This window comes from Streptomyces sp. Wb2n-11, assembly GCF_001049855.1.
Classification (GTDB): domain Bacteria; phylum Actinomycetota; class Actinomycetes; order Streptomycetales; family Streptomycetaceae; genus Streptomyces; species Streptomyces altiplanensis.
Genome location: NZ_CVPB01000005.1, coordinates 16,269 through 36,983 on the forward strand (window position 1 = coordinate 16,269; position 20,715 = coordinate 36,983).

16 protein-coding genes and 7 pseudogenes are annotated in these 20,715 nt (G+C 67.7%); 8 read left to right on the forward strand and 15 right to left on the reverse strand.

All coding sequences use genetic code 11. The annotated features are described in order from the left end of the window. From BN1555_RS36430 to BN1555_RS36465, 7 genes and pseudogenes are all read right to left on the reverse strand, one after another. Positions 1–1,578, reverse strand: a pseudogene (locus BN1555_RS36430) (transcriptional regulator); the annotation flags it as partial. A 173-nt stretch (positions 1,579–1,751) separates the two neighbouring features. Then, positions 1,752–2,246 (reverse strand): annotated as a pseudogene (locus BN1555_RS41850) (transposase family protein); the annotation flags it as partial. A 27-nt stretch (positions 2,247–2,273) separates the two neighbouring features. Further along, on the reverse strand, positions 2,274–2,651 hold the full coding sequence (locus tag BN1555_RS41855; protein ID WP_369689051.1) for a transposase family protein: 378 nt from the start codon (positions 2,649–2,651) through the stop codon (positions 2,274–2,276). 140 nt (positions 2,652–2,791) lie between these two features. Further along, a complete protein-coding gene (locus BN1555_RS36440; protein ID WP_255306553.1) occupies positions 2,792–3,640 on the reverse strand; it encodes a GNAT family N-acetyltransferase in 849 nt (282 codons plus the stop codon). A 132-nt stretch (positions 3,641–3,772) separates the two neighbouring features. Then, a complete protein-coding gene (locus tag BN1555_RS36445; RefSeq protein ID WP_093804219.1) occupies positions 3,773–4,609 on the reverse strand; it encodes a DciA family protein in 837 nt (278 codons plus the stop codon). Beyond that, the gene (locus BN1555_RS41215) at positions 4,606–5,850 is read right to left on the reverse strand and encodes a hypothetical protein (RefSeq protein ID WP_255306554.1); all 1,245 of its coding nucleotides are present in this window, start codon (positions 5,848–5,850) and stop codon (positions 4,606–4,608) included. Before BN1555_RS41215 ends, BN1555_RS36445 begins: the two co-directional genes overlap by 4 nt. 902 nt (positions 5,851–6,752) lie before the next feature. Continuing rightward, a complete protein-coding gene (locus BN1555_RS36465; protein WP_255306555.1) occupies positions 6,753–7,220 on the reverse strand; it encodes a hypothetical protein in 468 nt (155 codons plus the stop codon). A gap of 464 nt (positions 7,221–7,684) precedes the next feature. Here BN1555_RS36465 and BN1555_RS36470 point away from each other — a divergent pair. From BN1555_RS36470 to BN1555_RS36480, 3 genes and pseudogenes are all read left to right on the forward strand, one after another. Then, positions 7,685–8,493: pseudogene (locus tag BN1555_RS36470) on the forward strand (IS5 family transposase). A 207-nt stretch (positions 8,494–8,700) separates the two neighbouring features. Continuing rightward, positions 8,701–9,822: a S1 family peptidase gene (locus BN1555_RS36475; protein ID WP_093804221.1), complete on the forward strand. Its 1,122-nt coding sequence runs from the start codon at positions 8,701–8,703 to the stop codon at positions 9,820–9,822. A 202-nt stretch (positions 9,823–10,024) separates the two neighbouring features. Next, positions 10,025–10,936: a hypothetical protein gene (locus BN1555_RS36480; protein WP_093804222.1), complete on the forward strand. Its 912-nt coding sequence runs from the start codon at positions 10,025–10,027 to the stop codon at positions 10,934–10,936. A gap of 194 nt (positions 10,937–11,130) precedes the next feature. Here the strand turns inward: BN1555_RS36480 and BN1555_RS36485 are convergent. Further along, a protein-coding gene (locus BN1555_RS36485) for an IS3 family transposase (protein WP_255306556.1) occupies positions 11,131–12,362 on the reverse strand; the annotation gives its coding sequence in 2 pieces (ribosomal slippage) (positions 11,131–12,035 and positions 12,035–12,362; 1,233 coding nt in all). A gap of 72 nt (positions 12,363–12,434) precedes the next feature. On the opposite strand from BN1555_RS36485, the gene BN1555_RS36490 reads away from it, so the two are divergent. The 3 genes from BN1555_RS36490 to BN1555_RS36500 all read left to right on the forward strand — a co-directional run bounded on the left by BN1555_RS36490 (position 12,435) and on the right by BN1555_RS36500 (position 13,446). Then, a complete protein-coding gene (locus BN1555_RS36490; RefSeq protein ID WP_093804223.1) occupies positions 12,435–12,740 on the forward strand; it encodes a hypothetical protein in 306 nt (101 codons plus the stop codon). Between the two features lie 33 nt (positions 12,741–12,773). Then, a complete protein-coding gene (locus tag BN1555_RS36495; protein ID WP_093804224.1) occupies positions 12,774–12,992 on the forward strand; it encodes a hypothetical protein in 219 nt (72 codons plus the stop codon). 106 nt (positions 12,993–13,098) lie between these two features. Next, the gene (locus BN1555_RS36500; protein WP_093804225.1) at positions 13,099–13,446 is read left to right on the forward strand and encodes a DUF6300 family protein; all 348 of its coding nucleotides are present in this window, start codon (positions 13,099–13,101) and stop codon (positions 13,444–13,446) included. Positions 13,447–13,608: 162 nt separating this feature from the next. Here the strand turns inward: BN1555_RS36500 and BN1555_RS36505 are convergent, their stop codons facing one another. The 5 genes and pseudogenes from BN1555_RS36505 to BN1555_RS36525 form a co-directional block, all read right to left on the reverse strand. Next, positions 13,609–13,848 (reverse strand): hypothetical protein, encoded by a 240-nt coding sequence (locus tag BN1555_RS36505; protein ID WP_093804226.1) that lies wholly within the window; start codon positions 13,846–13,848, stop codon positions 13,609–13,611. 185 nt (positions 13,849–14,033) lie between these two features. Next, positions 14,034–14,285 (reverse strand): annotated as a pseudogene (locus BN1555_RS36510) (restriction endonuclease); the annotation flags it as partial. Further along, positions 14,282–14,724: pseudogene (locus BN1555_RS36515) on the reverse strand (transposase); the annotation flags it as partial. The pseudogenes BN1555_RS36510 and BN1555_RS36515, both read right to left, overlap by 4 nt. Beyond that, positions 14,721–15,674, reverse strand: coding sequence for an IS481 family transposase (locus BN1555_RS36520; RefSeq protein WP_093799375.1), 954 nt, complete (start codon positions 15,672–15,674; stop codon positions 14,721–14,723). The pseudogene BN1555_RS36515 and the gene BN1555_RS36520, both read right to left, overlap by 4 nt. A gap of 126 nt (positions 15,675–15,800) precedes the next feature. Further along, a pseudogene (locus BN1555_RS36525) lies at positions 15,801–15,905 on the reverse strand (transposase); the annotation flags it as partial. A gap of 366 nt (positions 15,906–16,271) precedes the next feature. Between BN1555_RS36525 and BN1555_RS38675 the strand changes: the two are divergent. Together BN1555_RS38675 and BN1555_RS36535 are read left to right on the forward strand one after the other, a co-directional pair. Then, positions 16,272–16,787, forward strand: a complete 516-nt coding sequence (locus BN1555_RS38675; protein ID WP_141662983.1) for a hypothetical protein — start codon at positions 16,272–16,274, stop codon at positions 16,785–16,787. A gap of 716 nt (positions 16,788–17,503) precedes the next feature. Continuing rightward, positions 17,504–17,734, forward strand: a pseudogene (locus BN1555_RS36535) (transposase); the annotation flags it as partial. A gap of 21 nt (positions 17,735–17,755) precedes the next feature. Here BN1555_RS36535 and BN1555_RS36540 read toward each other — a convergent pair. Together BN1555_RS36540 and BN1555_RS36545 are read right to left on the reverse strand one after the other, a co-directional pair. After that, entirely contained in the window at positions 17,756–19,066 is a 1,311-nt protein-coding gene (locus BN1555_RS36540; RefSeq protein WP_093804229.1) for an SGNH/GDSL hydrolase family protein, read from the reverse strand. A gap of 193 nt (positions 19,067–19,259) precedes the next feature. Further along, entirely contained in the window at positions 19,260–20,522 is a 1,263-nt protein-coding gene (locus BN1555_RS36545) for a hypothetical protein (protein ID WP_093804230.1), read from the reverse strand. Between the last annotated feature and the right edge of the window lie 193 nt (positions 20,523–20,715).

Sequence of the window (20,715 nt, forward strand, 5' to 3'; positions counted from 1 at the left end):
CTACTCTCCGTTGTCGACGTCGGTGACGGTGCCGTCCTTGATGTACCGGGCGAGGTTGAGTTCCGGGGCGTTGAACCGCTCGCGGACTTCCTCGCCCCACAGGACGGTCTGGGTGCCTTCGTGCTTGACCAGGCCGGGGTTGATGCCGAGCTTGAAGCCGCCGGGCAGCGGCTTGCTGTCCCGGTAGGGCAGGAAGTCCAGCGGGCTGGTGCCGTTGGCGGCGTAGACGACGCAGTCGGACAGGACCGCGACCGGGTACTGGCCGGTGAACGCCGCGTGCTTGACGATCTTGCGGTGCAGGTTGATCCGGGTGCGGGAGATGACCGCCGCCCGGATGTCCGGCCGCCAGGTGGGGCGGGACAGGGCGCGCCACGGCTGCCCGGGCTTCCAGCCCTCGCCCCGGGGGCGCTCGCGCAGCTTGCCCAGGCCGCCCTTGACCGTCGCCTTGACCGCCGAGACGACGATCGCCAGTTCCGGGTCGCGCTCCTTGTAGCCGTCCATCGCCGTGAGCAAGTCGGCCGACGACAGGTCCGCGTCGACGCCGAGGTCGGCCATCGTGGCGAGGTAGGCGTCGCGCAGCCGGTTGTACCAGCCGTCCAGGTAACGGCCGCTCTCGTACCGCACCCACGCCTCGGTCGGGCGCACCTCGTAGCCGAGCTCTGCCGCGTAGGCGACGGTGGGCGTCGCGTACCAGGCCGCGCCCTCCGGGCGGTCGCCCTTCGGCGTGAACGGAGAGGGCAGCAGCGAGCCGTCCAGCTCCACCCACTCCTTGCCCACCTTCACGCGGGACAGGTCGACGTGGGACAGGTCGACCAGCCACGAGCCGGGCAGCTTGGAGTCGAACGCGGGGGCCTGGACGTGCGTCGCCTCGCCCAGGCCGACGTTCAGGCCGTTGGCTCCGGCGGTGAAGGCCATGTTGACGTCGATGCCGACCAGGTGGCGCAGGGTGCACTCGGCATCGGTCATCGGCCGTGCCCAGTCGTACGCCTCCTCGAACAGCTTCTCCGCCGGGCCGCGCACGTGGAACCGGGGCAGGTCCTTGAGGACCGAGTGGCCGTCGGGGACCTCGCACGGCGGCCAGTTCATCGGGTCGACGGCGTCCTTCCCCAGCGAGCCGGGGTTGTGCTCGGAGTGCCGCTTGCCGTCGGCGTCCGGCTCTGATGCGCGCGTCGGCGGGTGCAGCGCGGTCATCAGCTCCAGGCCGGTCACGGCCGTGGAGCCGCGCGGGGTCATCACACGGGAGGCGTACACGCCCAGGACGCGGGCGAGTTCCGCCGGCGGGAGCTGCCCGGCCTCGCCCCAGTGCCGGGTGTCCAGCGCGTTCCACGACGGGATGCACAGCTGGACGCAGGCCCGCTCCGAACCGGTGGCGGGGCGGTAGATCCTCGCCCACGGCCCGAAGCCGCGCTTGGTCAGCTTCCACTCCGCGCGGACCAGCTGCTTGATGACCTTGTGGCCCTCCGGGATCCGCCCGGCGTGCTTCTCCTCCTCCGTGAGCGTGACGGGCAGGCCGTAGCGCTCCAGGGCGGCCTCGGTGAGCACGAGCAGCGGGTCGGCGTCCTTGCCCGGCCCGGACAGCTCCCGCCCATCGTCATCGACGCGCGTCTCGGCTCCGAATAGCACACGGGGCTGTCCCAGCCCGGACCTGGAAAGCACAAGGGCCGCCCGGTTTCCCGGGCGGCCCTTGTCTTACGACTTGGTACGCGATTGAGGGCAAGGCGTGCTGGCCTGCTGGCCTGGCTGGTGGGGGATCAGCAGGCGGTCTGTCCGGCGAGCACCAGTTCGGTGCTGGTTCGGCGGTGCGTCGGCCTGCGTGCGGCGCGATCGGAGACCAAGCCAGCGACGGCGGCATGGGTCTCGGTGTAGAGCTCGCGGCGGCCGATGTACCGCTGGAGCGGGCGCCACTTCTCCTGCTCGCCGATGGCGTGCTCCACGCAGATCCGCCGGGAGGACTGCCGTCGACGGGCCTCGCGCCAGGCGTGCTGGTCGCCGAGTGGGGCGTCGTCCTTGGGCTTCTTCGGTGGGGCGCTGACCTGGTCGGGAAACTCGTTGGCCAAGCCCCGGTACCCCTCGTCGGCCTCGGCTGGGACCTGCGGGTGGAGACGGAGCTGTTCGGCGATGCCTTCAGTGCGCATGGCGGTCTGGTCATGCTGGCGGCCGGGCCGGTCGGCCCCCGACGACAGGACACGGCCCCGGCCGTCACAAATGGTGGTCTTGGCGGTGTTCTGCCTTTTCTTGCCGGAGACAAATGCCTTGCGGCCGGGGCGGCCAGCTTACGGGCGACGTACCTGCACCTCGGTGCCGTCGATACGCAGGTCCACCCCTTCCGTGTCGGCGTAGGTGAAGACGTCCGCCAAGGTCCGCAGACGCACGCCGGGCCGGCCGGGGACCGCGAAGCCGCGCCGGGCCAGCAGCGGCCGGATTTCGTGCACCGCCCGGGTAACGGTGGGGCGGCTGACCCGGTAAAGGGCGGCCAGGGCCGCGTGCGGCAACTGGAGGCGCAGTATAGCCAGGGTGACCGGCACCCGGCCGGTGAAGACCATCTGATGGTTCGGGCCGGCGCCGACAGCGCGTCGCCGGGGTCCGGCGCGCCGCTCCTGGAGGGCCGACTCGCACCCAGCGGCCCACGGGACGGCCAATTCCTCGATCAAATCGCTGAGATATACCCGGGACCAGCCGCAGAAACCAGGATGGGACAAGGCCGCGCGGGCCTGGTATGGCATCACAACCTCCCCAATCCGTGCGGCCGTTGTCACGTCACGGCTGACCGCGTCTCTGACCGACTGACTCGCTACTCGGCAGGCTCGGCGATCAAAGCGGTGGCGACACGTCGGAAGCCGAGCCGGGCATAGATCCGGGCGATGTCATCGTCGCCTGCCGACAAGAAGACGGTCTCCACGCCTCGCGATCGAGCGTCGGCCACCAGCGCCGCAGTGACCGCGATCCCAAGACCACGGCGGCGCGCGCTGGGCAGCGTCCCGACACCGACGATCTCACTGACCGCTCCGATCGGCTGATGCTGGCCCGCGCACAGCACCGTCTCACCTTCCACCGCTGCGGCAACCGAAGTCAGACCCGCCCCGATCCGCGCCACCACGCGTTCCACCGTCCCGTCGCCTGCTCGCGCACGCACAGCTTCCGCCAGCTCGGTGACTCCCGCCAAGCCGACACCAGTTCCGGGCTCCGCGAAAGCAAGATGCGGCACGGCCAGCGCGCTCGCCAGCGCCGGGTCGTCCGGCCCTATAGTCCGCACCCGCAATCCGCCGGGCAACTCGTCTGCGGCGGGCACCGGGGTGTCCGGGTCAAGCACCATCAAGGGGTGCTCGTGAACCACAAGCCCCGAGTCCTCGACCGCGGTCCGCAGCGCAGGCGTGGTCTCAGCGACCCACTCGAAACTCTCCGGGATCCCGAGTTCACGCTGCCGGGCGCGGACCCGGGCCACATCGCCAGCGCTCACCGCGCCAGACCGCCCCCGAGCCGGACGTGCGTAGAACGGCCACCCCTGGCCTTCCCGCACGAACAAAGTCAGCGGCCCGAAATCCTCAACCCGGGCACCATGACGCGGCACCGCGTCGTAGTACCACTCAATCCGGTCCAGCAGAACCCGCTCAGGGCGATCATCAAGAACCACAGAAGTCACGCGGAGCATCCAAACACCAGGTCACCGACCACCGCCACCGCATTACGACTCACCCACAACCACCTTCCGCACGGACGATCACGCACAGGACAGCACTATCGCGTACCAAGTCGTTAGGTCTGAACAGGGTGTTCACGCCACCTCACTAGCTGAGGTCTGTTGCTGAAGTGACGCCGGTGCTGGAGCACTGCGAGACCGCTCGGCTCGGGCACGACGTAGTGCGGCGGCCTCGGTCGCCGCGGCCTGGCGGCGGCGCTGGACGCGGGCCTGTTCGATCGGGGCCGGCGCATCGTCCGGAACGACGTCGGGCTCAGGGAACGCCCGGCGGGACAGCTCCCGCATTGCGGCGGTCTGCCGCTCCACGGCCTGGGCGGTACCCGGGTCCACTCGGGACGGCCGGGCGGCGGCACGGTGTGCTTCGACGGCGAGGCGGTAGCCCTCCGGCGGGGCCGGTCGCTGCACAGGCACGGCGGGTGCGGTCGGCTGCGGGGCCGGGGCGGCGGCCGCCGTGCCGGGACCGGCCTTCGCGGGCGCGGGCGCCAGGACGTGAACGGCGCGGACGTTCGCACCCTGCACTCGCTCGTTGGCAGCAGCGATCAGCTTCGGTGCGTTCCAGCGCAGCTGCGTGCCGTACGCGGGAGCGTCGGGGGCGACGTCCAGGCGGCCGGTGTCCGCGTCGAAGCGCACGGCCTGGACGTGACCGGCGAGCTCGGGCGCGGCCGCGGCGAGGATGTCGTCGAACCGGGCGAGGACGCTGCCGCCGGCGGCCGGGGCGACCATGCCGCGCTCGGTCATCATCATGCCGATCGCCGCACCGAGCCCGAGCGGCTCACGGCCGTCACGGCGCAGAGCCGTGCCGGTACGCCGCTTCGGCTTCTTCGTCTGGGTGGCGCCGTTCTTCTTCGCCGCCTCCCGGGCTGCGATCAGCGCCTGGCGTGCGAGGTCGACCCCGCTCGGCTCGGTGCTCACGCGATCACCGCCCCGGCCGTACCGCCGTCCAGCGGGCGCGCGGCGAGCTCCGGCAGCCGGTCCGTCCACGGCGCGGGCGCGGCCGTCTCGGTGCGGGCGGCGATCTGTTCGCGCAGCTGCTCCAGCCGCATCGCGAGCAGGTACTCGGCCACGCGTTCCCGGGCCGTGTCGGCGGCCTTCGTCGCGGCGGCGACGGCGTGCGCGCCGGTCGGGTGGTGCTGGAACCAGGGGCGGCCCTGCTCGACCGTGTACGCCCGCCGGGCCTCGGCTTCGGCCTCCTCGGTCCGGCCCAGCATCTCCAGGGCGTTGTCCTGGTACTCCTGGACGGCCTGCTGTGCGGTCTGGAACGCGGTGAATGCGTACGCGTCCTTCGCTGCCTGTGGATTGGCCTCCAGCATGGCGACGTCGGTGATCTGCAGGAACTTCTGCCATGCGGTGGCGATGCTGTTGCCGATCGCCGTCCGGGCCCCGGCAGTGGCGGCCGCGACGTTGCCCGGGTCGGTCAGGTGGGCGGACCCGGCCGCCGCGATGAGACCGGCCTCACCGATCAGGGTCTCGGGCTGACGCCGGTGGTCGCACGCCTCGCACAGCCCGGCCGCCTGGTCCTGCCCGCAGTCCTCGCACGGCAGGGCCTGGCGCACCGCTTCTGCGGCGGCCGCGGCCTCACGTTCGCGCTCCGCCTGCTCCCGGGCAGCCGCACGGGCGGCATCGCGGCGGGCCTGCTGCGCGCGGGTCTGCTCCCGGCGCCACATGAGGCCCTCCGCCTCGATGGCCGCCTGCTCGCGCAGCCGCTCCTCGAGGACGTGCCGGCGCTTGTCGTCGGACAGGCCGGGCAGCTCCCGGTCGATCTCCGCGCCGATCTGGGCGCGGCGGAGGTGGATCACGTTGTGGCAGTTCTCGCACTCAGCCCCGGTGTCCAGGCGGATCCCGTCGCCGCACCGGCGGTCCGTGCAGGACGGACGCTGCACCAGGCCCCGCCGGATCAGCCACCCGTACGGGCCGGTGACCATGGCCTCGCCGCCGGTCTCCTCCAGGCGGTCGGTGAGCCGGTCGGCCAGCAACCGCGGCCCACCACCCGGCTGCGCCAACAAGCCCCCCAGGCGGGCCAGCTCTGTCTTCGTGGCCGCCTCGACCTGGTCCTGCTGCCAGCCCGACAGCCGCTCCCAGAGCCAGGCCACCGGCCCCAGAGCCACCCGCAGACGAAGATCAACAGGCAGGCCCACCCTCCGCTGCTGCTGCACCTTTCCACCACGCACGGCCTTCGGCCGGCCACCGGTTCCAGCCCCGGCGCGCCCTGACGCCCGTCGAGGATCCGTTGAAGCAGCTTCACAGGCTACGCAACCGGATCGCCCACCACGAAGGCATCTGGGACGGGGTAATCCGCGGCCAGTTACGCAGAATCCAGCTTCGACCCCACCTGAGCGCCGGCTGTCTCACCGCCACCGGCTTGACACTCACCCCACCGTCCCCTGGAAACCTCAGTAACCACCGCGGTGGCGCTCGAAGGTGGCTTCCTCCCACGTGTGACGTGCGATCAAGGGCAGTGGTATGGCGAAGCGGGTCTGCCGCTGCGAGACGTGCTCGCAGCGGCAGACCGTGTTGCTTTCGCGCGAGGTGGCGGCTTACTTGTCGGTCTTGTCCAGGCGCCAAGCAACCATCCCTGTACTGCCTGGCATCCCCTCAGCGTCGATCCGAACCTTGGCCGCTGAGGCTGTGAGGCGCTGGCGAAGCGGGACGCCGTCGCATTCCATGGTCCGGCGGACGGGGTCCTTCAGGGCTATGGAAAGGGTGATCTGGCCTTTTCCGGCGCAGGCGACCGCCAACTTGTACGAGCGCCCTCGTGTCAGTTCCGGTTCAGTGTGGAGCCCGTCGCCAACTCGCTCAAGGCCGGCCTCGACAAACAGTGGATCGCTGTCGCTGACGTCCCGGGTGCCGAGAGCTTCCTCGACCTGCCTACCAAGTCTCTCCTCAGCGCCGTCGGACGTTTCGGAAGGACGCTCCGGTTGAGGCCGTGGGCTGCTCCCCGGAGCGCTCGGGCCGGTGGGCCCGCCGGAGTCGCTCGTGCACCCGGCGACAAGGGCAACGGACAGTACGGAAACGCAACAGAGTGCGAGGCTGCGCCACAAGGGGCGCGTTCGAGGAGTCATGAACTCGTCGACCAGTATCGCCAACCGGTCTCCTTGGTAGGAAGCTTCGCGGTGCCTGAGCCGATCTTCACCTTGCCACATCGGTCGGAGCTGGTTGCATACCTGGTCCAGTTCACCTTGTATCCCCAGGAACCGTACTGCAGGTGACCGTACTTTCTTGCGGGGATGCCGTGCGTGTATGTGTGTCCCACGGTGACCCCAACTTCCGCAACCACCTTGACGCTGTATTCCGCCTTGACTTCAGCGAGGAGGACACTGGCGCTGGCTCCAGCGGTGCCACTGACCTCGACCCCGATCTTGCCCGCCTTCTCGACGCTGACTCTCATACTTCCGCCCGGCCCGTCCTTGAAGCTGGTGCCGTTCCACCAGGACGGAACGTGGGTGGCCTTCTTACCGCTCACCGTGTACCACTTCTTGTACGGGTTGTCGCAGCGCGGGACCACGGATTCACCGTCGTCGCTCACCTCGGGCAGTGCGGAAAGGGCACGGTCGCTAGCAGCGTCGGCGGCCGACTTCGAAGGGCCCTCCACCACACTGTCAGCTGACTCCTGCGTAGCTATTTGGTCGGCGCTGAGAGCTTCAGGTGCTACGTCAACCGAGGCCTCACCTGCGCCGGCAGCGGTAGCGAGTGCGGCAGTGAGAACCAAGGCCGTGGCCGGAGCGAAAACGTACCGCATCGTTGAATGTCGCATTACAATTCCCCCAATGATTGACACCCATTTAACTGGGCGGGTCAGAGCACAACCTACGCAACTCCCACGACTTCATTAGCGGTTATCTGATTTCCTGAGGAAAACTTGAGGGTGCGCGTGGCATCAGTCATCAACGTCCTCGCAAGGACCGGCGCCGATATGGGCTCATAACGCGATCTTGTTGAAGTGCCCTGGCCGGGCGTGACCGGTGGGGTGATTCGGCCGTGCGGGAAGGTGTGAGTGCTCGGCCGTGGATCGTGGACGACGACTTGTGGGCGCTGATCGAGCCGCTGCTGCCTCCGTGGCCGGGGCGGTCGCTGGGGCCTGGGCCGGTGTAGGACCGGTTGTGCCTGCAGGGCGTCCTGTATGTCCTGCACAACGACATAGCCTGGCAACTGCTGGTGCTGGTGCTGGGGTTCGGCTCCGGCCAGACTTGCTGGCGCCGCCTGGAGCGGTGGCAGCAGGCCGGCGTCTTCGACCAGCTGCACCGGGCCTGCTCGCCGAGCTGAACGCGGCGGGTGAGCTCGACTGGTCCAGGGCGTGTGCGGACGGCTCCCCCATCCGCGCGAAAAAAGGGGGTGCCGACACCGGCCCGTCGCCGGTCGACCGGCGCAAGACGGGCAGCAAGCACCACCTGATCTGCGACGGACGCGGCACACCGCTCAAAGTCATCACCACCGCGGCAAACGTCAACGACGTCACCCAGACCCTCGCCCTGGCCGACGGCATCCCGCCTGTCGCCGGCCGCCGCGGCCGACCCCGCCGCCGACCCGAGGCCCTGCTCGGGGACAAGGGCTACGGCTCCCACCCCAACCGCGGCGAGCTGCGCAGACGCCGGATCCTGCCGGCCATCTCCCGCAAGGGAGCCCCGAACATCAAAGGCCTGGGCAAACTCCGCTACGTCGTCGAGCAGACCTTCGCCCTGCTCCACCAGTTCAAGCGGCTCTCCGTGCGATGGGAACGCCGCGCCGAACTCCACGCCGCGTTCGTCTCCCTCGCCTGCAGCCTCATCTGCTGGAGGCGGCTCAAGAAGCACCGATCATGATCGTGTTACGAGCTCGTAGGTGGCGAGGCCAAGACGCTTTTCCGTGGAAGCTTTTCTGGCCCTGATCTCGTGGATTTAAGCCATATGTGACCAGCAAGCGGGACTGTCATGTCCAATTCACTAGTTGGTCATCTGCTGTCGTGAGTCTCGCCCAAGCACGTCGATCACAGGGAACGCAGTCCAGCTTCGACAAGCAGGGGGGCATACATGCGAAGACGTCATCACGCGTACCGAGGGATAGTAACGGCGGCGGTTGGCGGGGTTCTCACGCTGACCACACTTACCGCCGCTCAGGCAGCGCCAGCACCGCTCACCGATCCGGCAGAGGTAGCAGCGATCGCCGATCAGCTGGGCAACAAGCGCACAGCCGGCCTCTACTACCAGGACGAACGACTCGTTATCGCCGTTACCGATCAGGCCGCGGCAGAAACCGTGCGAAGCGCTGGGGCGGCAGCGGAAATCGTCCCGCACAGCGCGGCCGAGCTCAGCTCCGCCAAGGCGGAACTGGATCAACTGGCGGGGATACCCAACACTGCCTGGAGTATCGACCAGAGCAGCAACCGGGTGAACGTAAAGATTTACGACGGGGTCTCCGGCGCCGACAGGTCTCGAATCGAGGAGGCCGTTGCCGGATTCGGGGACGCGGTCGACATAACCGAACACTCCGGCAAGATCGAATCGACCGCGTACGCCATGCGCGGCGGCCTAGGCATAGTGTCGAATTACACGTCAGGCGGGACGAACTGGACCAAGACCTGCTCGGCCGGATTCAACGTGCAGAATTCCGGCGGTAAGAAGTACCTGCTTACCGCCGGCCATTGCATGCAGGGAGGCGCCGTCACCTGGCGTCGCAAGAGCGGAGACATTCCCCTCGGAAGGGCCATCGACTGGGCCTACGGCAACGACGTGAACCAGTCCGACTACGGGCTGGTGGAGTACAGCAACAGCGACGTCGCGCCGTACGGAACGATCCAGTACAGGGACGGCTCGGAAGGGCAGATCTCGCGTGCCGCCTCCGCGTTCGATGGGGAGAAGGTGAAGCGCGTAGGGACCATGAGCCAGGACCTCGTGGGAATGGTGCTGGCGACGAACGCGACGGTCACCTACACCGACGGCACCACCCTCACCAACATGATCGAGGCGAGCAACTGCACCGTGAATGGTGACAGTGGAGGACCTCTCTTCAGCGGTGAGACGGCGCTGGGCATCAATTCGGGCGGCAGTTATGCCGACCAGCCGTGTGGGGATTCCGACAGCCAAGCGGACCGTTCCAGCTTCTACGAGCCGGTCTCCAAGGTGCTCCACTGGGAAGGCCTGAAGGTCTACTAGGCCACGGATGACCTCTCGCTGCCTGCGGCCCTGCGGCCCTGCGGCACCAACGCAGATGCAGCAGGCGGCGAGAGGCCGTGAGTGAACCCGAATGCGCCCCTCCGCGTCGAAGGTGTGGGAGTGGGTCAGCGCTGGACGCTGAAGACTCCCCGCGCCCTTGTGTTCCGTAGCTAACCCCTCGTCGACCGCCGCAGAGGACTCCATGAATACGCAACTGAAGCGCTCCGTCAGTCTGCTGCTGGTATCACTTCTGAGCACGAGCCTCCTTGCTGGTTGCGGCAATGATCAGCGTACGGACGATGGTCATGCGAACGGTCAGTCGCTGCGTATGCAGGAGGAGCGTGCCCGTCAAGTAGCCGATGCCTGGCGGGCATCTGCGACCGCCGCTGCCTGGGCGCAGGGCTACTACCCGATGGCCGACGCGGTGCAGAAGCCGGAATCCGGCTGGCACAGTAAGGCAGACGAGCTGGCCTATGAAACGAAGAACTTCGTCCTGGGTGGCGATCTGCCCAGCACTGCCCCCGCGCTCGGGAAGGTGGACTGGGGAAACGGAAAAGATCTCACCCGCCCACTGATCGGGGCGAAGAAGGCATACCAGTCGTTTGCCCTTAACCGCAGTGACGGACCCCAACTGACCGTGACTGGGGCCCGGCTCGGAACAACGACCATCGTGACAAGCCGCGGCAACGCGACCGTTCCCGCCTGGCTGTTCACGCTGGAGAGCTACGACACCCCGCTCAAGCGTGTCGCCGTAACCCCCTCAAAGCTTCCCAAGCCGCCGATCGGACAAGCCCGGCAAGGGGCTAGTGGCGGTCTCAGGAGCATCACCCGGCTGGCCGGGACGGCAGCAGATGGTCGCTCCATAACTGTGAAGGCCACTCACGGATCCTGCGACGACGGCCCCATCGCCAAAGCACTGGAGACAGATGAGAGCGTAGTACTGTACGCCTCCATCACGGGGGCCGAAAGCGGCACATGCCCCGCCGACATGATCGAACAGAGCGTGAAGGTCGTACTGTCGCAGCCGCTCGGTGACCGCATCCTCCTGGACGCCCTCACCGGCCGACCAGTGCCATTCGGAGATCCCAAAGGGATGGCACCGAGTTGGACGTAGGCGCAACATCATCCAGCCCTCCACGGACGCCGTCCGCTCGGGAGCAGTGTCCGCCGAGCGGAAGCTTGAGCGAAACGCGGCCCAGCACAAGATCTACGTCCACGCCGACCATGCGCTCAATGCCGGGGTCGTGCTTGTCGTTGATGCCTACCAGGATGGGCCTTCCCCCGTCATGGTGGGCACGCGGTTATTGGTCACGCGGCGAGCGTGAGTTTAGCGGTGTGTCGGCGTTCGTAGGTGTCGGGGCTGAGGTGGCCGTTGGCGGAGTGTCGGCGGCGGGTGTTGTAGCGGGTCAGCCAGGCGAAGACGGTGCGGCGGCAGGTGGTGGCGTCGCCGTAGTCGTGGGCGCCCTGGAGGGTCTCGCGTTTCAGGGAGGCGTGGAAGCTTTCGCAGGCGGCGTTGTCGGCGCTGGTGCCGACCGCGCCCATCGACCGGGTCACCCCGAGCTGGTCGCAGAGGCCGGCGTAGGCCCTGGATCCGTATTGGGCGCCGTGGTCGGAGTGGAAGACCGCGCCGTCCAGTGAACCGCGGGTGCGGGCGGCCATCCGCAGGGCGTCGGAGACCAGGTCGGTGCGCATGTGGTCGGCGATGGACCAGCCGACGATCTTGCGGCTGAAGCAGTCCAGCACGGTCGCGAGATAAAGGAACTTTCCGCCCGTAAGTGGGAGATACGTGATGTCGCCCATGAGCTTGCGCCCGGGGTCGGTGGCGGTGAAGTCCCGCTGGAACAGGTCCTCGACCGGTGAGGCCGCCGGGTCGGGGACGGTGGTGCGCACGCGTCTGCGCAGGCGGATCCCGGTGATGCGACATGCCCGCATGATCCTGGCGACCCGCTTCTCATTGACTACGTGTCCCTTCTCGCGGAGCTCGGCGGTCACCCGGGGGGAGCCGTAGGCACCGCCGGACTCGCCGTGGACCTCGCGGATCTCCTCGGCCAGGACCTGGTCCTTGTGCCGGCGGGCGGCCCTTGCCTCGGCGCCGGCGAGCCACTTGTAGTAGCTGGACCGGTTGACGTCCAGGACCTGGCACAGCCGCTTCACCTCAAAGGTGGCCCGGTGGTCGCAGGCGAACTGGAAGCGGCTGGTCACCAGTTCGTCTCTCCGGCGAAATACTTGGCCGCCTTGCGGAGGATGTCCCGCTCCGTCGCGAGCTTGCGCTCACTCGCCTCGAGCTCGGCCACCCTCGCCTCCAACCGGCGGACCCGCTCGTCCGGATCGTCGGACACGACCGCTGCCGGCCGGGCCGACGGCCGCGCAGCCGCAGCGGTGACGCCACGGCGTTCGCGGTCCCGCAGCACCCACTCACGCAGGGTCGCCCGGTTGATGCCCAGGTCAGCGGCGATGTTCTTGTATGTCGCCCCGGGTGTGGACTCGTACAGGGCCACAGCATCGGCCTTGAATTCGTCCGAATAGTCCTTCATCGCCATCGGCGGTTTTCTCGCTTCCTCCGGATCAAGCAGATCCAGTATCAGCGTGTCCACCACTCAGGGGGAGGCCCCATGTACTGCGTCAAGCAGTGGCGCAACGGCCCCGATCAGGTGTGGTCGTCGAAGTGGAAGGCGCTGGCGGGGGCCCTGGTGGTGACAGCCTTCCCGATGATGGCAACGGGTCGGCTGGTGCCGCCTGCCGCAGGGGCCTTCCTCGAGATGCTCGCCGGGCTGCTGCTTTTGGGCTCTGCCGGTTCCGCAGTGGCGGGATGGGTGGCTGCACGCCGCAGTACTGCCCAGACGCGGGTGGTGCGAAGCGGGCTGGGGCTGCCCGTCGAGCGGAATCTATGGAGCCCGTGGGTCGTGGGGGTGTTGTGAAGCGCGGCCGGGTTCGCCGTCACCGCTGTCGAGGTGGTCGTCATCGCCTGGTACGTCGAGGGGCACTCCGAACCGGCTGCCGACGGCGTCTGGACCGAGGCGGACATGCTCGCCTGGCTGGCGGTCCTGACCATCACCGCCTTTGTCGTCGTCGGCTGTTTGCACGGCTTCGTCCAGCATCAGCGCCGTGTCCGGGAACAGCAGCGCGTCCGTCACGCCGAGCAGCAGTACCTGTTCCAGGCCGCGGACTGACCCGAGCTCCTCCTTCGCCTTGCCTGCCGCGGAGCCCGGCAGCAGCGTTGACCACCCCCTGCCGTGAAGGGTTGGATGGCGCTCCCACCGATCAAGGGGGGCGTTCATGGCTCACGTATTCGTCCAACGCAGCAACGACCTGCCGTCCTGCTCCCGCTGCAGTGGCCCGCTCATCCTCGCAGCACAGATGCCCCAGCTCAACGCCTTCGGTAAGCCGATCACCCTGGAGCTGTGTGGGGCCTGCGACGCTGGAGGCACCGCAGCCGGCGCCCTCGTCCGCTTCTTCGCCTCCAAAGCGGGCAACGACACCTCCCGGGCCAAGGAGGGAGCGGACCTGCTCCTGGCCTTCCAAAAGGAGATCATGGCAACACACGGATACGCGCTCGTCGACCATCCCGGGCCTGCAGCGGCGTTCCCCCCGCACACTGGCACACCGCCCAAGGGAGTGGGTTGACCCAGCTGTCCCGTCGTACGCCAAGGGGCTTGCTGCTCAGAACTCCCCCGCGTCTACCTTCGGCGACCAGCGGGGCCTGATCCAGGCCCGGCAGGGACACCGTCTGGTGCTGGTCGGGGGCCATCATCGTCGATGTAGGCCGGGCTCCGGGCCGGGAGAGGATTAGCCAGCGTCGGGCCGCCGCCCCACGAGCTGGGTAAGCAGCTCGATGATCTGGGCCTGGTTGCGGTCGATCTTCTTGTCGAGAGCCTCGACCTTCTGGTCCAGGTTGCCGATCTGGAGACGTACCGCGGTGAGGTCGGACTTGATGATCCCGAACTCGCGGTCGTGCTTCTCCGCGACTTCTTCAAAACGGCGGGTCAGGGCAGCGAGCTCGCTGTGAGCGATGGGGTCCTCGGGCACGCGGGTACTCCTGCCAGATCACAAAAACCGCAGATAAGAGGACTCCACGATAGCGCGCCCGAACCGCGCCCCGTCCCGTTCCAGGGGTGCCGCTGCCGCCCGCCGTCAGCCCTCCCCCGCCGCACGCTGGCTGATCATCTCGCTGACACGGCATCACCCTGCGTGGCAAGGTCAGCGGTGATCGGTTACGGCAGGGGGCGCCGCCTGGTGCCGCCGCCACTGCCGTTCAGCGGGATCAGGCTCTCCATGTGAGCGCCTTTGACCCAGGAGCCCAGCAGGTCGCGGTGCAGGGCCACGATGTCCTGGCGCAGCGCCAGGCCCAGCGCGTCTCTCGTGAACGCGCGGCAGGTGGTGACGAACAGGGCGACATCCGCGCCGTGCTCGAGGCGGGCGGTGCCGACGAACTTCTGCATGTCCTGCGAGGACACGCTCCGATGCGCCGGACCCCGCTGCGGCGGATCGCGGCCGGCACCTGGTAGCCGGTCAGCAGGACGACCGGACTCTTCTTGCTCACGTTCAGCGCGCGCTCCAACGCAGGGAAGAACTCCAGAAGTTGCGCCCGCAGCCGATTGCCTGACGGGTTCGGTCGTTGACCAGATCGAAGCGGCGGGCGGTCAGGGTGCGCAGGTCGACCGCTATCTCGTCGCCGGGCCGCAGGAGACCGAGGTCCTGGCGCATGCGTGCCTGGTCGGCGGTGACGAACGCGTCCTTCTCGCCCGTCTTGCCCTGGCCGCGGTAGGCCGTCGACGCCTGGTGCACGGCCAGGCCGGTGATGTAGACCATCGGTTGCTCGTGGCTGAGCAGGAGGCCGATGAGCAGGGCGGCACCGCCATGGTTGATGTCCACCGCCCACAAGGCGTCCTCGGAGAGCGCTAGCTGTATTGCCCTGTGAGGTTGGGGACGCGGCTGGTGGGTGGTTGGCCTTTGAGCGCGGTGTGTCCGCGGTGGTGATTGTAGGTGTGCAGCCAGGCGGGGAAGGCGTCGCGTCGTTCCTGTTCTGAGCGGTAGGGCTTTGCGTAGGCCCACTCGTCGAGCAGGGTGCGGTTGAAGCGTTCGACCTTGCCGTTGGTCTGCGGCCGGTAGGGCCGGGTTCGCTTGTGGGCGATCCCGGCTGCCGCGAGAGCATCGCGCCAGTCGCGTGAGCGGTAGCAGGAGCCGTTGTCGGTCAGCACCCGCTCGACGGTGATCCCGGCCTGTGTGAAGAACGCCTGGGCACGGGTCCAGAAGCCGGTGGCGGTCTCTTTCTTCTCGTCGGTGAGGATCTCGCTGTAGGCGAGGCGGGAGTGGTCGTCGACGGCGGTGTGCAGGTAGCTGTAGCCGGCGTTCTTGCGGGTCTTGCGGCCTGCTTGGCGGCCCAGGACCTTGTGTCCGCCGCCGTCGGGGATGTTGCCGAGCTTCTTGATGTCGACGTGGACCAGTTCGCCGGGCTTCTCGCGTTCGTAGCGGCGTATGACGCGGCCGGTGGCCCGGTCCAGGTGCGTGAGGCGGGCCAGGCCGTAGCGGGTCAGCACACGGTGCACGGTCGAGGGCACCAGCCGCAGCAAGTGTGCGATGCGGGCCGGCCCCCAGCGGCGCAGGACACGGACCTTGATGATGCGCCGCTCGGTGCGGGTCGGGGTCCTGCGCGGGCTGGTGCGCGGGCGACTGGAGCGGTCACTCATGCCTGCTTCGCCGAACGTCCGGTAGCGGTCGGCCCAGCGCTGAGCGGTGGTCGGTGAGACCTGGAAGCGCTCGGCGGCCCGGCGCAGGGGCCAGCCGTCCTCGACCACGCAGCGGGCCAGGCGCAGTCGTCCGGTCTCGGTCAGGGGTGCATTACGGTGGGGCATGAGGGCCTTTCGTCGTTCGGTGCAGATGTCGCAATCCACACCGAACCCGGAAGGCCCTCACTCGTTCAAGTTCACTCTTCAGTGATCGCTGTCACCAACCTCCGTGGACAGAACAGCTAGCACGTCTGCGATCAGCTCCAGCAAGCCCGGTTCGTCGTTGAAGACTCGGCGTGAAAGGAGGCGTTCACCGCGCTCGTCGACCACCACGCAGTGATGGCGTTCCTTGCCCATGTCCACTCCGGCCCAGATCTGGGGCACGGTCACCTCCGCCAGCTCGTCGTCAGGCTCGGTGGGGTCGGTGCAGGGGGCCCGCCAGTCAGAACTGGTGGGCCCCCTGGCCGTACGTCGGCACCCCGTGGCCACCGATCGGGTGATGACCTAGGTGCCCGCAACGGACAGGGCGTCCGTGTCGTTGGGTGAGGTGTCCGAAGTCTCAATCTGCCAGCCAGGAGCAGACTCCTTCATGAGTTCTTCCCAAACACAGTCAAACACGTTCGCCTGTATGGCAAGCCGAACCAGATCTAAGAGAAGGACGGCAGCAGATACGGGCGCGATCAAACTGACGCCGTCCTCTGTCGTCGCTGCCAGGTGCTTCCGGTGAACGCATCCTTGGAGCCGACGCCGTCCGATTACCAGTATTACCCCAGAGAGGGAGTCGTAACGTCATATAGCGAGAACGAAGTCTTCAAGGTAAACCATCGCATTCGATGGGAAACCCGGGGCGGCCGTACTTACTTCAGAATTTTCGCCGAGGCTTACTACAAGGAATCGGGTCTCTGGCGGCCTGAAAAGAAGGATGTGGGGGTGTTCGGGTGGGCAAGAGCCAAGGACGTATTCTTCACTCTTACAGCTCCGGACGGAACGACAATTTTTACTAACGATAAGCCGGAATACGGTACCTATTCACTGCACAATGGAATTGCCGAAATCGATTGCGGTTGGGTGGAGCTAGCTGAAGGTACTGCTTACAAGGCTTCGTACTGCTTCCGAAAGCAGGGCTCTTATCTCTGCAGGCAGGGCATCGGCGGCCCCACTTCAGTCACGGACCCGTCCTGTGTTGACGGCGCGGGATTCGTGCCTTGCCGAGCCGACTTCGATATCGAGGCTGACTAGCGGGCAGGTACTGCAAATCGGTCTTCATCTGATCCTGTACTCCGTCACAGAGTGGATCAGCGCGAAGGCCGTGGTCGTGAGTTTGGTGCATCGGGACGTCCTGCGGGATGCGTTCGCGGAAGTCTCAAACTTCCGGTCGGAGCTTTACGCATGTCTGACCGCAATGACCCTGACCGACTTGCATTCACCTCAGGGACGGCTGGATGTCGCCGCCAGCCTTCTTGTGTAGCGGCACCTTGGTGATGTTGGAGGCGGGTTGCCGACGAATGGCACAAAGCCATCGGACCTGGCCGAATACCGCGCGGCCTGTCGCCGCGTCCAGCTTGGTGTGGCCAGGCGGGGGCGCTCTTCACCACCAAGGTCGGGAAAGCGCAAGGGCCGCCCGGCTTCCCGGGCGGCCCTTGCTGAGGTCTGAACCCTGGGGGTATGGCCTGCCCACTTTCGAGGGCTACCAGGGACGATTCCAGGGTCTTCACCGCCCAGCGTACCTACGAGTGCTCCACCATGCCCATCACGCGGGTCGCCACTCAATGACACCGTCACGGGTGACGCTGAGCCACTGAGGTTTTCTCAGTGAAGTGCGGCGTCGGGCCCTCTGTGAGCCGAAGCACGATGGTTGTCACATAGGCAGGCTGGTTGTCACCGACGGCGTTGTGGGCGGTTGAGCCTGAGCGCGACAGGTCGACAAGTGTGGTCATCCGTGTCCGGCCTCCTACATCCCGCACGCGATTCCCGGGCGGGCCGACCGGGTCCGCAAACGGGCCCGGCGAGGCAGCCGCGGAGGCCGCCCGCCGGCCCTCGACCGCGAGGTCTACAAGCACCGCAACGTAGTGGCACGGTCCTTCAACCGCCTCAAGCAGTGGCGCGGCATCGCCACTCGCTACGACAAGACCGCCCAGTCCTACGAAGCAGCCGTCACCCTCGCCTCAGTCCTGATGTGGGCGTGACATTCGAAGAGGCCCTGTTGGTCACAGTCGCGTGAGAGGGACGGCCTGGGCCATGCGGTGGTACCCGGTGTCGTTGGGGTGGACGTGGTCGCCGCTGTCGTAGGCGGGACGCAGCGTGTTGGGCCGGTTGGGGTTGGCCAGGGCACGGTCGAAGTCGGCCAGGGCGTCGTAGCCGCTGCTGGTGCCGGCGGTGCGACGGATCCACTGGTTGAGCTGCGTGCGGATGGTCTCGTTGGACCCGATGCAGCTGCAGGGCGGAAGGGTGGCGCCGACGGCTTTCAGGCCCCGCTCGTGAGCCCACCTGATCAGGTAGCGGTGGCCGTCGATCAGCCGCTGGGCGGTGATCCTGGGCGCGCCCTGGGCACACCGAGTGGACCCTGCTTGCTGGCGGATGTCGTTGGTGCCCACGAGCACGATCACCGTCCGTGTGCCGGGCTGGAGGACGACGTCCCGCCGGAAGCGTGCCGTGGCCGATTCCCCCCCGCAGGGGGACTTGGTCAGCAGCCGGTTGGAGCTGATGCCGGCGTTGAGGACAGGGCGCGGGGTGCCGTTGTTGATCAGGCGTTCGGCGAGCTGGTCGGGGTAGCGATTGTCCGCGTTGCGGGTCGAGCGAGCTCCGTCGGTGAGGGAGTCGCCCAGGGCGACGACGCCGTTGCGTGGCTGTGCTTGGACGCCGCGGACGTCGATCCGGGTCAGGTAGTACCAGTTCGCTGCGGTGCGTGTGTACGCTCCGCCGCCGGGGTCGACGCGGTGGTCGCCCTCAGCCCGGTAGCTGTGGGCCATGGCCTGGCTGTGGTAGGTCGTCGGTCCGGTGCGTCGGGCGAAGTACAAGGTGACGGTCAGCTTCTCCTTCGCCGTGGTGCTCATGCGCAGCGGGTCGCTGTCCAGTTCCCTGCCTGCGGGGATCTGTGCCCACTGCCGGCTGGTGAAGGTGAGGTTGCGCTGGGAGCCGCGTTTGACGGCTGCACCGGATGCGGTGCGGGCGATGGTGGCGCCGGTCAGCCGCAGGGGTGTGGAGCCGTACAGGTTGGACAGCCGGACCCGTACCATCGTGCCGCCCACGGTGAGCCGGACGACTTGGCGCACCGACTGGTTGGCGAAGCCCTGGCGCGCCCAGCCGGGAACGTTCGGGTTGAGGGGCTGCTGCGCAGCAGCCCAGCTGCCCCGCCAGAACACCGCAGGAGCAGCGCTGAAGCTTTCTGCGGCGCTGGAGGGGGCACGGTCGGGTATCGGTGTGGCTGCCGCTGGTGAAAGCGGTCCGGCGGTCACGGTGCTTACTGCTGCCGCGCCCGCCAGGAACAGCGCCAGGATTCTCGTCGCTCTCAGTCTCATGCGTCACGTTCCTTCGATCGAGGTGTGCGGGCCGGGGCGGTGCGAGGCAACGTGATGGACCGCTGCGGAGATTCGCCGGTTCTCACGGCTACGTCAGGGCACCCGGTGGCTGAGGGCCGCGGGCGGCGTCGGCCGGCATAGGAAGCCGGTACGAAGGGATGTGCTCCAGCCTGGCGGATGCCGTTGCGAGGCGTCAGAAGGCGGCGTTCTCGCGTGACCACGCGTGCCACTCGTTCCACACGGAGTGGGTCTTCGCCCGGTTCCACTGGTGGTTCTTGGCGCGGGCGTAGCCGTTTCGGCGGTCGACGGTGATGAGGTAGCCCCACAGGTCGGTGCGGGTGGCTCCCTTGTAGGTGAAGGGGAAGTTGAAGAAGTGCCCGTGCCAGCGGTTCTGCTTGACGAGCAGCTTGTGCAGGGCGCGGACGGTGTTGTAGTTCCACCTCGGCTGGTTGTCGAGGGCGGACATGCTGAAGATGCCGTCGCCGATGTCGCCCCAGAACACCACGTGGGTGTGGTGGGGGAACTGGGCCCGGTGGCCGTGCAGGTAGCGTTCGAGGTCGGCCAGACCCATCGTGGTGCGCAGGAAGCGGATCTGCTCGTCGACGGTCTTCTTCGCCTCGTAGCCGACGTTGGTCAGCCACTGGTTGTTCAGCCGGCCGAGCCGGCACACGTTCTCGGGGTGGCTGATCATGTGCTTGTACAGGAAGGCGAAGCGGCCGGTCTGCGCGCGCATCTGCTGCAGCCATGTGGTGCCGCCGTTGTGGATGCCCTTGAAGTACGGGCCCATGCCCGCGCCGGGGACCATCAGGGTGTGGGTCTTGAGCCAGTTGCCGGTGCGGTCGTTGATGCCCCGGGCGATGTACAGAGCGCGGTTGCGGACCTCGGCGCAGTTGTTCAGGTTGGTCTCCACCGGCATCACGCCCTGCAGCGACCCGGCGATCCCCTCGCGCTTCGCGCGCTGGATCAGGGCGCTCATGTCGGCGATGAACTCATCCGCCCCGGGGTGCCGGTTGTAGGCACCCCAGGACCGGTCGCTGCGCTGCAGCCACTGCCGCTTCCACAGGTAGACCTTGATGCCCCGGCGGTTGAGCTCGCCCAGCACCTTGATGATCTCGTCGTTGCGCTGCTTCTTCGTGGTGCCGCGGGGCAGGTCGCTCATGTTCGCAACGCGCAACACCACCGTCTTGAAGTCGTTGTTGAACAGCGACGCGACGGCGGTGCGGTAGGCCAGGCCCTGGGTGTCGAACCGGACGCCGAAGGTGTCGGTGGTGTCACCCGGCTGCGCCGGGCGGCGTACCGTGCGCCACTTGATACCGCGGATGCTGTCGGGGTTCTGCGACACCGGGGCCGCCAGGGGCGCGGCCCCGGCGACCTCGACGCCCAGCGTGCCGCCCGCCACCGCCGCACCGGCCACCGAGATGCCGATTCCCAGGAACCGGCGCCTTGACGTTGTCATAACGGCCTCCTCGCGACCACCTGTTGGGAGCAACGGTGTACCGGCTCAAGCGGAACCGTCGGGCAGATTTTCAGATCAGATCACCCGTATGGCGGTACCGCTTCGCCACGGCAGCCTCACACTGCGCAGACGTCACGCAGCAGCGCTCAACCACTGCCAAACGCGCGCCCCCCACGCTCCGAAACACAACAAT